The 13,510-nt window shown below is 34.4% G+C and carries 12 protein-coding genes; 5 read left to right on the forward strand and 7 right to left on the reverse strand.

What is annotated here, in order from left to right; translation table 11 throughout:
* Nucleotides 1–6: 6 nt before the first annotated feature.
* Nucleotides 7–1,323 carry an OmpA family protein gene (locus BSF41_RS13575; protein ID WP_172426905.1) on the forward strand — a complete coding sequence of 439 codons (1,317 nt, stop codon included), beginning with the start codon at nt 7–9 and terminating at the stop codon, nt 1,321–1,323.
* Nucleotides 1,324–1,508: 185 nt separating this feature from the next.
* Nucleotides 1,509–2,105: a Crp/Fnr family transcriptional regulator gene (locus BSF41_RS13580; RefSeq protein WP_095930042.1), complete on the forward strand. Its 597-nt coding sequence runs from the start codon at nt 1,509–1,511 to the stop codon at nt 2,103–2,105.
* A gap of 139 nt (nt 2,106–2,244) precedes the next feature.
* On the opposite strand, the gene BSF41_RS13585 is transcribed toward BSF41_RS13580, so the two are convergent.
* The 7 genes from BSF41_RS13585 to BSF41_RS13615 are packed head-to-tail and all read right to left on the reverse strand — an operon-like array spanning nt 2,245 to nt 8,916.
* The gene (locus tag BSF41_RS13585; RefSeq protein ID WP_095930043.1) at nt 2,245–2,616 is read right to left on the reverse strand and encodes a group III truncated hemoglobin; all 372 of its coding nucleotides are present in this window, start codon (nt 2,614–2,616) and stop codon (nt 2,245–2,247) included.
* A gap of 32 nt (nt 2,617–2,648) precedes the next feature.
* Nucleotides 2,649–3,416 (reverse strand): ABC transporter permease subunit, encoded by a 768-nt coding sequence (locus BSF41_RS13590; protein WP_095930044.1) that lies wholly within the window; start codon nt 3,414–3,416, stop codon nt 2,649–2,651.
* The gene (locus tag BSF41_RS13595) at nt 3,400–4,122 is read right to left on the reverse strand and encodes an ABC transporter ATP-binding protein (protein ID WP_095930045.1); all 723 of its coding nucleotides are present in this window, start codon (nt 4,120–4,122) and stop codon (nt 3,400–3,402) included. The genes BSF41_RS13590 and BSF41_RS13595 overlap by 17 nt, the downstream gene beginning before the upstream one ends.
* The gene (locus BSF41_RS13600; RefSeq protein WP_095930046.1) at nt 4,119–5,351 is read right to left on the reverse strand and encodes a nitrous oxide reductase family maturation protein NosD; all 1,233 of its coding nucleotides are present in this window, start codon (nt 5,349–5,351) and stop codon (nt 4,119–4,121) included. Before BSF41_RS13600 ends, BSF41_RS13595 begins: the two co-directional genes overlap by 4 nt.
* A 29-nt stretch (nt 5,352–5,380) precedes the next feature.
* Complete coding sequence (locus BSF41_RS13605; protein ID WP_095930047.1) at nt 5,381–6,382, reverse strand: nitrous oxide reductase accessory protein NosL; 1,002 nt, start codon at nt 6,380–6,382, stop codon at nt 5,381–5,383.
* A 54-nt stretch (nt 6,383–6,436) separates the two neighbouring features.
* Entirely contained in the window at nt 6,437–8,410 is a 1,974-nt protein-coding gene (gene nosZ, locus BSF41_RS13610) for a Sec-dependent nitrous-oxide reductase (RefSeq protein ID WP_095930048.1), read from the reverse strand.
* Between the two features lie 29 nt (nt 8,411–8,439).
* Entirely contained in the window at nt 8,440–8,916 is a 477-nt protein-coding gene (locus BSF41_RS13615) for a c-type cytochrome (RefSeq protein ID WP_095930049.1), read from the reverse strand.
* Nucleotides 8,917–9,481: 565 nt separating this feature from the next.
* Between BSF41_RS13615 and BSF41_RS13625 the strand changes: the two genes are divergently transcribed.
* The 3 genes from BSF41_RS13625 to nadA all read left to right on the forward strand — a co-directional run bounded on the left by BSF41_RS13625 (nt 9,482) and on the right by nadA (nt 13,496).
* On the forward strand, nt 9,482–10,324 hold the full coding sequence (locus BSF41_RS13625) for a hypothetical protein (protein WP_095930051.1): 843 nt from the start codon (nt 9,482–9,484) through the stop codon (nt 10,322–10,324).
* Between the two features lie 60 nt (nt 10,325–10,384).
* Complete coding sequence (locus tag BSF41_RS13630) at nt 10,385–12,382, forward strand: TonB-dependent receptor (RefSeq protein WP_253251823.1); 1,998 nt, start codon at nt 10,385–10,387, stop codon at nt 12,380–12,382.
* A 181-nt stretch (nt 12,383–12,563) separates the two neighbouring features.
* Complete coding sequence (nadA, locus tag BSF41_RS13635) at nt 12,564–13,496, forward strand: quinolinate synthase NadA (protein WP_095930053.1); 933 nt, start codon at nt 12,564–12,566, stop codon at nt 13,494–13,496.
* Nucleotides 13,497–13,510: the final 14 nt, after the last annotated feature.

Below are 13,510 nucleotides of genomic sequence, written 5' to 3' on the forward strand. Positions count from 1 at the left end.
CAAGCAATGAAAATTAAAACCACAATAGCCATACTACTACTGTGTAGTGTCACAATAAAAGCGCAGGAAATTAATGTCAAGATTAATGGAGGCCCTTCAGGAATTCTTTATGATAGTACTTTTGGAGATGGCAAACTCAAATTTGGCGGAGGAATAGGTGTCGGTTACACCTATTTCTTCAGCAGCCATTGGGGAATTTCGACAGGAATTGATGCAATGTACAATCAGAATAGTTTTGAACTAAAAAATGGAATAACAATTTCGACTTACGAAGTTGATGACCAAACTTCTGCATTTGAGTATCAAGTAACGCCGACAAACTACAAAGAAGATCAGCATTTCATTTCTGTTGCAGTTCCGCTTATGATGCAGTACAGAACATCAATTGCATCTCAAACACAACTTTATTTTGGATTTGGAGGAAAAATTCTGTTTCCAGGAAAACAAACAGCAAAAGCTTCTGCATCAGAATTGCAATTGAGCGGTTACTATCCTGATATGAATCTTTTAATTGATGATCTGCCTTCTCACGGATTTGGTAAAGTAACCAATTGGCAGGATAAAGCAACCGTAAGCTTAGATCCTTCATTTCTTTTAAGTGTTGAAACAGGTCTTACTTTCAAACTAAAAGAGAATACACAGCTTTACACTGGTGTATATGTGGACTACGGTTTGACAGAGATGGCAAAAGAAAATGCCAATCTTAACATTGTTGCGTACAACCCAAGCGGATTGGATAACATTCAAGCAAATGGTACGAGTGGCAATAGAAAAATTGTTCAAGAAAGCCGTTACTTCTCTGCAGGTGTTCAACTGAAATTAGGTTTTATGCTAAATAAAAACAAGCCAGAACCAGTAGCCGTACAACAAAAAGAAGAAGTGGTAACTAAAACTGAAGCGCCTGTTCAAGAAAAAGCGCCTGTGCAGCAAAAAGTAGTTGAAACTCCACCAGCTAAAAAGGAACTTACAACAACAGAGCGCACATACGTTGAAAAACCGCTTGCTTTCCAAGAAGTTGGAAACACCGATGTAACGCCACAATTGGCTACAAGATTGGATGAAATTGCAAAAATTCTAAAATCAAATAAAGACATAGATCTGAATATTACAGGATATACTTGTGATATAGGAACAGAAGCACGCAATCTTGAAATTGGAATGAAAAGAGCACAAGCAGTTTCAGATTATTTACAGAATAAAGGAATTGAATCTAATCGCATGCATTTATTTTCAAAAGGTGAAAGCGAACCTTTGGTTCCAAATACTCCAGTAGAAAATAGACCGCTGAACAGAAGAGTAACTCTTACATTAGTAGATAGATAAATTCTGAAAATCTATAATTTCAAAAAGCATGAAAAGGAGATTTTCTTTTCATGCTTTTTCTTTTTGATAAAATTCAAAAGCTAACAATTATCATATTTTATTCTCCGTTTAAAATCGTTCTTTGTCTTAATTAAAACTATTCCAAACATTTAACCAATCATTTACAACGTATTAATTGTTTTGCCATGCACATTGATACTGACTTACTTTATACCTGGGGAGCTGTAGCCAAAAAAGTTCCTAAGAACTCCATTATTTTCTTCGAAAATGATGCCGCCATATCTTATTACCAAATTTTAGAAGGGACTGTAAAAATGAGCTATACCAACGAAGATGGCAAAGATTTAACGGTTGGCATTTTTAATGAAGGAAATAGCTTTGGCGAGCCACCGCTTTTTATTGGGCAACCCTACCCTGCTTCTGCAATTGCACAAACCGATTGTATTATTTTAAAACTATCCAAAACAAACTTTTTTTCTTTTCTTGAAGAAAATTCAGAAATGCAATTTAAAATCCTAAAATTGTTTGCATGGAAAATCTATAATAAAATTGTTTTTTCTAAAAATATAGTCAATCATAAACCCGAATATCGCATTCAGTATTTTTTAGATAATTTAAAAAAGCAGCAAAATATTGCCTCTTCCATGAAAATGAAAATTCCGTACACGAGACAAGAAATTGCAGATTTTACTGGTCTTAGAGTAGAAACCGTCATACGCACCCTATCACTCATGAACAAAAACAAAAAAATTGAAATTGTCGACCATAAGCTATTTTATTAATTTAATCTGTTATGATTTGAATCATACTAAAACAGCTTGATTTTTTCTTTTTTTGCATAAGGTTAAAAGAAATTATTAATTCAAATCTAATCTCTTTAAGAATAAAAACGGGAACTTTTTTGAAGTTCCCGTTTTTGTATTAAGAAATAACTTTATTCATCATCCAATTCGAAATGTTTTCTGCTCTTGATTTTATTTCATCCGCTTTTTCTCCTTCAAACAAATCATCTACCGTTTTTTTCCAAAGTTTAGTCCAATGTTTAAAATGAGCCTCTGTGAGCGTACTTTTCTGATCTAGCACTCGATGTTTCAACATCGGGTTTCCATCAAAATTTCCGGTATGAAAAAGGATGTTATCCCAAAAATCATACATAATCGGAAGATGCTTCTCCCAATTTACCACAGCGATTTCTGTAAACAAATATCCTATAGTTGAGTCCGTTTTTACTTGCAAATAAAAAGCATCAACCAGTACTGCTATATCCTCTTTATTCCTAATGTCTGTTTTCATATTTTCTTAATTCTGAATAAATAACAAAACATTTAAAGATCTTTTCGTTCGAACTTTCTAATAGAAATTACAAACGGAACAACGATCCATGAAATGAGCAGTAAGAAAGAAATCAGTAGGCCAATTACTGTCCCAAAAAAATCTTTAAAAATAGCTCCTGTATATCCCATCATGGCAGATTGATCTAAATGTAGTAATATTTGAATTCTCGCTAAATCTATCGGACTAGAAGCGGTTATAGCTACCATAGCTTCTTCTATTGGATATTCTGCAAACTGAAACAAAAGAAACAATACCAATGCATCAAACAAAATAGCAAAATACATCCAGAATAAAATGGCCACCCCTATTCCTTTTGCTTTATCTCGAGTTAAAATGCAGCTTAAAAAAGCCAGAGACACAAAAACAATAGAAATTAAACTTCCCGACAAAAGCATCATCAATCCTGCCATACCAGGCACATTAATCAAAAGCGGAATTCCTGCACCGAGAAAAAAAGCCAAAAACATTGCAATTGATAATCCAGCAAACAAACTAATCCAGATCTTTTTTCTTTTAATAGGCTGACTCAATAAAAGCTCGATGAATTCTGAACTATTGTAAATATAGATGGTCGAAAAAAGTATAGACACCAACGGAACCGTAAATAGAATGACATTCAGAATCGTCAGTAAACCTTTGGCTGTATTGTTTTCAAGCATAAAAGATCCCCAAGAAAGCAATGCCAGAATTAAGGCATAACTCACAATAATCTTATTTTTAAGAATATCTAATAAGATAATTTTAATTATTCTGTTCATGCTGTTTCTCTTTTAATATAGTAGCAATAGATTTCGAAATTTTAGTTTCGCCCGTTGATTCCAAAAGATCTGTAATCGTTTTATGAAAATGTACTTTTCCGTCCTGCATAAAAATAATCTGAGTAATCATATCGTCCAATTCACTCAACAAATGTGAAGTAATCAAGATTAGCTTTCCTTTGTTTTTCTCTTTTATGATTTTTTCTTTCAGAATTTCTGCAGCCAACGGATCCAATCCTGCCGTTGGTTCGTCCAGAATTAAAACATCGGGGTTAAAAAGAAAAGCTAATGTTGCACTTACTTTTTGTGTTGTTCCTCCAGAAAGTGTTCTCATTTGCTTCTCACTCATTTTGTCGAGCTTAAAAGCTTTTATCAAATCTTCATCCAATTCGTCTTTCGAATTTCTAATCTGCTTGATCATGGCTATAATCTGGGCAATGGTCATATGATCAGGATAACGGCCAATTTGCGGCATATAACCAATTCTTTTTCGGTATTCAAACTTCTTTAAAATAGATTCGTCATGCAGCAAAATGTCACCACTATCGGGTAAAACCATTCCTAAAACAGATTTTATTAATGTCGTTTTTCCACAGCCATTCGGACCAATTAAAGCGATGCATTCTCCGGCTTTAAACTCAAGGGTGATGTTTTGCAATACCTTTAGTTTGCCAAATTTTTTATTTATATTTTTTAAAGTAATCATAATACAATAGATTTCATTATAGGAGATTCATCAACAAAATTATCAGGCGTTATACTTGGTAGAATTTTCTCTGATTTATCTAGAAGCGTAATCATAAAGCTTCGAAATAAAAGCATCGCCGACGGATTATTCTCGGTAATTACCGCAAAAAGACTCAGCGGATGAAAAGGCACATCGCCAATACCATCTCGGTTCAAATCATACCCTTCATATTTATCCCAGTAATTATTATTGAAATGATTTAAAACTAAACTGCCGTTTGTGCTGATATCGAAAGTATTCGAAAGAAAATTATTAAACGAGATCACATTTTCCATACAGCTTGCCTGAACTTTCATTCCCCAGCCATTATCCTTAAAAATATTTCGTTCCAATTTTACACGGCTCGTCCCTTCCATATAAATTCCTGAAGTGTTCCTGATAAATTTATTTCCATTTATATAACTATCCGAAATTTCTTTAAGCAATAAACCATAAGAGGCGTCTCCCCAATTCTCCTCGAAATAATTGTTGAACATTTTTACATTTTTGGTAAACATTACCGCTACTCCTGCTCCATTATTTTTAAAGACATTTGAAATATAGGCATCATCATTCGAGAACATAAAATGAAGACCATAACGTATATTTGCTTTAGAAACATTTCGCCAGATTACAGAATTAGAAACAAATTCAAAATAAATTCCGTCGCGATGTCCAGAAATTCTATTTCCTATAATCTGCATATTCTCGCTTTTCCAGCAATGAATTCCGTTTCCAATACGCTGTTCTTCTTTTTGATAGGCCTTTATAGTATTGTTTTTTACAATGCAGTTGACGCCTTTTTGAACATAAATTCCAAAAAAATTATTCTCTAGAAAATTGTCTTTTACTACAACTCCAGTCTTGTTGTATATTTTAATTCCACAGGGATCATTCAGGGAGGCATACCCTGAATTGATAACTTTAAATCCGGAAAAAATTACGCTATCGGCTTTAATAGAAACTACTTCATATTTTCTTTGTCCGTCCAGAGTTGGCCAGTTTTTTCCCTGCAGAATTACTTTTTTATCTACAATTATATTGCCTTCGCGATAAACCCCTTTATTTACTATAATGGTATCACCAGATTTTGCGAGTTCGATCGCCTTTTTAATGGTTTTAATCGACTTGTCTTGCCCTACTTCAATCTTCTGAGACCAAAGGCAGTTTAAAAAAAATAAGAGTGAAAGACAAAAATGTAGCTTCATGATTTAATATTTTAATTTAAGACCGCATTTTATTTATTCAAAATTGCTGTCCATTCCTTTTCCTCTCCTTTTGATTGTGCTTCAAATGCTTTTGCTTCACTTTTATTGTTAAAAGCGGCAATATTTCCATTCATTGGGCTTTTTATGGTTCCGCCCCAAACAAAAAAGGCGCTTTCAGCAGGAATCAATTCATTGTTTTTTGTATAATCATGCACGTAATATGTCTTAATCTTAATGTTTGCATTGTCTTTGCAGTAATGCGACATACACGCAATATCATCAAACTTGTAAACTCGACCTTTTTCTGTAATAATTTCGGCTCCATGTCTTCCATCACTAATTCCCATCATACAGAAATCGCAATTATCAGCATTTAGTTTAATAGGAACAGGTTTGTCGCTAGAGCATGAAAAAAGAAAAACGGGAACCAGCAAAATGCCCAAGAGCCGACCAGATGGTTTAGCATACTTTTCTTTTACAATAACAGCAAAAAGCAAAACTCCAACCGCAATAAGCATCCAGCCTCCAAGATCAGGAATTGAATAAGCTCCAAAATTTAATAATTGTTTGTATCCGAGCATCGGTGGCTGATAAGCCATGCCAGGAACTCTAATCGCAGCATTAGGATCGAGATTATGCCCATATTCATAATTCCATCTATAGAAATCACAGGCAGACAATATTCCAAACAAAACAAAAGAAAAGAAGAATACAAAAAGTCCTTTTCTATTTGCTTTCCATGCACATAGTATCGAAATAGCGCCTAATCCAGCTAAAATAAATGGTAGAACTTTAAACTCAATAAAATCTTCTGTATGCAACGTTTTCATTCCGATATAATGGTTTAAACCGTTGATAATGTCAACATCACCCGCAATTTTAGAGGCGTGAAGTTTTAATACCAAACCTTCAGGATATTGTGGCGCTGTAAGCTCTATTCTCCATATTGGAAAAAATATAGCCCCAATCAATAGAAGTCCTGACAAGAAGAGCGCAATTTTAGAAAAAGCGGTTATTTTTTTATCTCTCATAATAATTCAAAATAAAAGGGAACAAAGAATACTTTGTTCCCTTATGGTTACTGGCTATTCTTTAGGCAGATTAGTACCTACACTATAAGTAATTGGAACATTACTTCCTGCTGGTGAAACTCGTACATAACCCTGCATTTCTTGGTGCAGTGCACTACAGAAATCAGTACAATAGAATGGGAATATTCCTTTTTTCTGAGGAACCCATTTTAATGTTAAGGTTTCTCCTGGCATAATAAGTAATTCGGCAGTATTGGCTCCTTTAATTGCAAATCCATGAGGCACGTCCCAGTCTTGTTCTAGATTCGTAACATGGAAATAAACTTCGTCACCCACACGAATTCCTTCGATATTATCTGGTGCAAAGTGAGAACGAATACAAGTCATATAAATGTGCACTTTATTACCTTCTCTCACTACCTTAGTTTCTTTTTCTCCTTTAGTAGCATATGCATGGTTATTCTCTGCAATTTTGTAATACTTCAACTGTCCGTTATTAATCACTTTTTCAGCTGGAATACCTTGTGCATAGTGTGGCTCGCCAATTGTTGGATAATCTAGAAGCAATTTCATTTTATCTCCACTGATATCAAATAACTGAGCACTTTGTGCCAATTCTGGACCAGTTGGCAAGAAACGGTCTTTCGTAATTTTATTGTAAACCACCATGTATTTTCCAAATGGCTTTTCTGTATTTCCACCAGGAATCATTAAGTGTCCAGGAGAATAATAAGTTGCTTTTCTGTCTAAAACCTTTAAATCTTTAATATTCCATTTAACCACTTCAGACGAAACAAACATTGTAGTGTAAGCATTTCCTTTTCCGTCAAACTCTGTATGTAAAGGCCCTAAACCTGGTTTTTGAACCTCTCCATGAAGAGCAGCTTCATATTTTACAACTGGAATTCCTGCATAATCGCCATCAAATTGTTTTTTAGCAATAGCATCTTTCAATTTTGTGAAACTAAATACCGGAATTAAAGCCGCTAATTTTCCACTACCTACAATAAATTCTCCTGTTGGATCAATATCGCAACCATGAGGCGATTTCGGACAAGGAATCATATAACAGATATCTTTAAGCTCAGAAGCATCAAGAGTAAGAACTTCATTTTTAATCTCAGATTTAGCAGTTTGAGTTTTTTCATCCCAAGTATTGTGAGCATATTTTGCAGGAATTCGTTTTCCTTTTCCAGCTTTAATATATTCCTCTGCTTTTTTCCAGTTTACAGCCATGATAAAATCTTTATCATTTTTAGAAGCGTTAACCTCCAATAAAGTATTAGCTTGTTCTGTATTATAACACGAAAAGAAGAACCATCCATGAGATTCTTTTTTACCAGGGTGGCTAAGGTCAAAATTTACACCTGGAGCTACAATTTGAAAAGCAAGATCCAATTCTCCTTCTTTTCCAACTTTTACAAAACTCAGATATCCTTTAAAGTTTTTCTTGTAGGTATTAATTGGAACGTCTCCATTATCATTATCAGCAGGAACGCTGAAACGGCTTGCTCCTACCACATACTCTGTGTTTTGAGTAATAAAAGGCGAAGAGTGATTACCTCCGCAGTTTGGCAGTTCGATAATTTCAGCAGTTTTGAACGTTTTCAAATCAATACGTGCAATACGTGGCGTATTATTGGCATTGGCAAAAATCCATCGTCCGTCAACTTCTCCATTTGTTTGCGATAAATCCAAGTGATGCTGATCATCCCAAGGCACATAACCATGCGAAGTATTCAACATAGGTTTGGTTTCTTCACTGTACCCGTAACCGCTTTGCGGATCTTCAGAAAACACCGGCATCACTCTTAACAATCTTCCGCTTGGAAGTCCGTAGACACTCACCTGACCGCTAAAACCACCCGATACAAAGTTGTAGAATTCATCATATTTTCCAGGTGCCACATATACTTTTGAGGCTGCATCGCCTTCAACAGCATCCGTAGAGTCTTTTGGTTTACAAGAAACAAAAAGAGCACACCCTAGCGTAACAACGAAAATCGATTTTAAAAATTTATTTTTCATAAGGCTATTTATTTTTGATTTTGATTTCTTTATTTTACCCCATCATTCTGGCGCATATATTCCAAGATAGATCTTGCTTCATCCTCCGTTAATCCTTGATTAGGCATACGAATCATGCAAAGCTCTAATTGCGCTTGCAATTCAGGATCTTTGTCAATCATGGGGTCTGGATTGGTAATAAAGTTCATGATCCATTGCGGTGTTCTTCTCTCGGTAACTCCTTTCCATCCTGGTCCAACCAATTTTTCGTCGGTAGATTTATGGCAAGAAGTACATTTTACTTCAGCAGTTTTAAGTCCTTTTTCAGCCAGTGCTTTATCTAAAGAAGCTCCTAACTCAACTGTTTCATATTTTCCGATACCTCTTTTAGGATCGTAAGATTCTGCATCAGCTGCTTTTTCTTCGGAGGCAGGGGCTGAAAAATCCTGATCGCTGTTTGACTTTTCTTTTCCGCAGGATACCATCAGGAAAAAACCAAACATTGTTAATAAGAATAATTTGTTCATTAGTTTGTTTTTTTAATTGTTAAACTTTTGATCAAAATTCTAAAACTTGTTTTTCACAAAGTATGATTACAATCATATCCTCAAAAAAAAGTTCATAATACCTTCGTATTCTCAAAAAACAACCAATGAAGTTTTGCGTTTACATATTTTTATTTGCGATCGTGTTTAGACCCGCTTTTCCGTTTTTGGATTACGTCGTCAACTACCATTACATTGCAACTGAATTATGCGAAAACAAAAATGCTCCCGAACTTCACTGCAACGGAAAATGCCATTTGAAAAAAGAGCTGGCAAAAAGCTATAAAAACGATACGCCAGCTTCTAACGAAAAGAAAAGTGAAACAACAGAAACATTGGTGCTCTTTATGGTCAAAATCCCAGTATTTTCCTTTAATGAAAACAGGGTTATCCATTTCATAATACATACATTTTACAACAACTTATACTCTCATTTAGAGGCCGTCAATATCTTTCGCCCTCCTATTTTCATCTGATTTTATTTGATTCTTTTCCTTCCGAGTAGTTTCGGCAGACCTTTTATTATCATTATTTAAATCATAATCACATGAAAATTTTAAAATACACAGCACTTTTATTTTTATCAATTGTTTTATTCTCTTGTTCTTCTGATGATGCTTCAGAAATTCCAGCAGATGAAACCACGGGACTTCATAAAATACAGGAAATCGCAAATGACACTCATACAATAGAATTATTCTCGTCAACAGGTTCTTTGGTTCAAGGTTATAATCATGTTTCTCTTCGAATAAAAGACAAGAAAACCAACACTTATATTACAGATGCCGAAATCAGCTGGACACCATTAATGCATATGGCTATGATGCAGCATTCTTGCCCAAGATCTGAAGTAGGGAAAGTAGACAAGAAAACAATTTTTGAAGGAGATATCATCTTTCAAATGGCGCAAAACGAAACGGAATATTGGGAACTAAGCATTTCATACAAAATTAATGGTGCCATTTATACTGCAAGCGACAAAATAAATGTTCCTGCATCAGCAAAACGTACCGTAAGCTCGTTTAAAGGAAGCGATGGAAACAATTATGTAATTGCTTATATCGCACCATCTTCTCCAAAAGTGGCACTAAACGATATGACAGTGGGAATTTATAAAATTAAGGATATGATGACTTTTCCTTTCGTTGATAATTTAAGAGTCAAAATCGATCCAAGAATGCCAAGTATGGGCAATCATGGTTCTCCTAATAATACTGATTTAATGCAACGTGACGTTTATGGTCCTTACATGGGAACACTTTCTCTAACTATGACAGGATATTGGAAAATAAATCTTCAGGTTTTAAACGCTAGTCATGAAGTTCTAAAAGGAGAAGCAGTTACAACAGACAATCCGTCAAGCAGTCTTTATTTTGAAATTGAGTTTTAGATCTAAAAAACAACAAGAAAGAGGCAAAACACAATTTGTCTCTTTCTCTTAAAGTATGAAATGATGAAAAATCTAACAGCACTCTTTTTGGCTGTGTTTTCAACAATATGCTGGGCGCAGGAAAAAGCAAATGATAGTCTTGAAACCATAAAACTAAATGAAATAATTGTTATTGGAAATAAACCTTCTTTACATTTAAAACAATCCAAATCTCTTACATCTGTAGAAGAATATCTCTCAAAATCATCAAAAGTGAATATGATTAAAAGAGGATCTTATGCATGGGAACCTATTATTAATAATATGGCCACAGAACGTACGGTGATTACAATTGATGGAATGCGCATTTTTGGAGCTTGTACCGATAAAATGGATCTGATCACTTCTTATGTTGAGGTTTCAAATTTAGCCGAAGCCACCATAGCATCTGGACAGCGGGCAAGCTGTCACGGCGCAGGAATTGGCGGATCGGTCGATTTAAAACGTAATCCGTTTAGTGATAAAAATACGGGGTGGAACGGCAGTTTAAATTCTGGTTTTGAAAGTAATAATCTGCAAAAAATTATAGGAGCATCCTTAGGATACAATGATTCTCATTTTTATACTCATATCGATTTTATGCATCGTGATGCCGATAATTATAAAGCAGGTGGCAATAAAGAAGTCCGTTTTTCTCAATTTACTAAATACAATATTTCTGCTAGCGTGGGTTATTTTATAAACCAACAGAAACTTTTAGAAGCTTCTGCAATTTATGACAAAGCCAATAATATTGGCTATCCAGCACTTCCTATGGATGTTTCTTTGGCTGAAGCTAAAATTGTATCTCTAAGTTATAAATACTTGCCAAAATCTAATTTCGTAACCAATTGGGAAACAAAATTATATTTTAATTCTATAACCCACAAAATGGATGACACCAAAAGACCTAGCGTACCTATACATATGGATATGCCTGGCTGGTCTGATACGTACGGCTATTATTCAAGAATGAAAGGAAAATTTGAAAAGCATAGTTTTCTAGCTGACTTAAACGGATTTTACAATAAATCTATCGCAGAGATGACAATGCATCCTTCAGATCCAAACGAAAATCTGATGTTTATGTATACATGGCCCGATGTCAGAACTTTATACAATGGATTGTCTTTAGAAGATAATATTAAAATTTCTGAAAATGATCATCTAAGAATTGGTGCTAATCTCGGATTTCAAAATAATACCATAGCGAATGATTTCGGATTAGCGAGTCTACGCATTTTTTATCCGGAAATGGATGCTTCAAAAAACCGTTTCTTAAAAAGTTTTGCAGCAAATTATACCAAAAAAAACAACATTTTTGAGTTCGGATTTGGTTTGGCTTACGCCGAAAGAGCACCTTCTGTATCTGAAGGCTACGGATTTTATCTCTACAACAGCAGTGATTTTTATGATTATATCGGAAATCCAAATCTAAAAAATGAAAATGCTTTTGAAGGAAACTTTTCTACTGGTTATAAAACATCGCAATTAACCGCAAAAATTACAGGTTCTTATTTCTATTTTTCTAATTATATAATAGGTAAAATCGACCCGAATACGCTTCCTATGACTATTGGCGCTTCTGGAGTAAAAAGATATGAAGCTATAGACAATGCCAAAATATTGAATACCGATTTTAATCTGACGTACGACTTTTTAGAAAATTGGCAATTCAAATCACAACTTACTTATAGCACTGGAAAAGATAATGATGGAAACAATTTACCTTTTATAAGTCCGATCAAATACAGCGCTGGAATCGACTTCAAGAAAGAAAATTTTAATGCTGGAATTAGTGTTTTAGGAAATCTGGCTCAAAATGAATTTGCCAAAACTTACGGACAAACCAAAACGCCAGATTATCTAATTTTTGGGCTTAACGCTGGATATGCTTTTCATTGGAATCAAAACATATTGAAACTGCAAACAGGTGTTGAAAATATATTGGATCGATATTACACCACTTATGCCGACTGGAATAAAATTCCGCGAATGGGGCGCAATATTTTCATCAATCTTACTTTCAATTTCCATTAAACATCAAATTATCAAGGTTAACATATAAAAACAAAAATTAAACAGTATGATTAGAATCATGTTTTGAAAAAAATGATGATAATATATTTACCCTATTAAAATTATATGCTTAAATATATTTTAAAACAAACTAAAAAATAAGCAACAACAGCTTTTGTTAGTACAAAATTCAAGAATTTATATGGACAAGAATTTTTTAATACAGGAGATCATCCGATTGAAAAAAGAAAAAAATGCCGTGATACTAGCTCATTATTATCAAGATGAGAATATTCAGGAAATAGCAGATTTTATTGGAGATAGTCTTGAATTGGCTAAAAAAGCTCAAAAGACAGATGCTGATATTATAGTTTTTGCGGGAGTTCATTTTATGGCAGAAACAGCCAAAATTTTAAACCCAAATAAAAAAGTAGTATTACCCGATTGGAATGCTGGCTGCTCTCTTGCAGATGGCTGTCCGCCTGAAGCGTTTAAATTGTTTAAAGAACAGCATCCCGATCATATTGTGGTTACTTACATTAACTGTTCTGCACAAATAAAAGCTATGAGCGACTTAGTCTGCACATCGGCAAATGCCAAAAAGATAATCGAATCTATTCCAGTAGAACAAAAAATAATATTTGCTCCAGATGAAAATTTAGGCAAATATCTTCAAAAAGAAACCAAGCGCGAACTTGTCTTATGGAAAGGCTCATGCGTTGTGCACGAAGCCTTTTCATTAGACAAATTAATAGAAATATATAACAAAAATCCGACTGCAAAAATTGCAGCTCACCCGGAATCTGAAAGTCATATTTTAAAAGCAGCACATTTCATTGGCTCGACTTCGGGAATTATTAATTTCATTAAAACGGATCCTGCTGCCGTTTTCATTGTGGCCACAGAAGCCGGTATCTTGCATGAGCTTACAAAAGCGGTACCTGATAAAACGTTGATTCCGGCTCCTACCACAGAAGACAACAGCTGTGCTTGCAGCGAATGTGCTTTTATGAAAATGAATACACTCGAAAAATTGTATTTGTGCCTTAAAAATGAAAGACCAGAAATGCTTATTAAAGATGAACTGAGAATAGAAGCGCTAAAGCCTATTAAAAGAATGCTTGAATTATCATAAAAAACGCAATAACC

The sequence above is a fragment of the Flavobacterium sp. ACN2 genome (genome assembly GCF_002303885.1).
Classification (GTDB): Bacteria; Bacteroidota; Bacteroidia; order Flavobacteriales; family Flavobacteriaceae; genus Flavobacterium.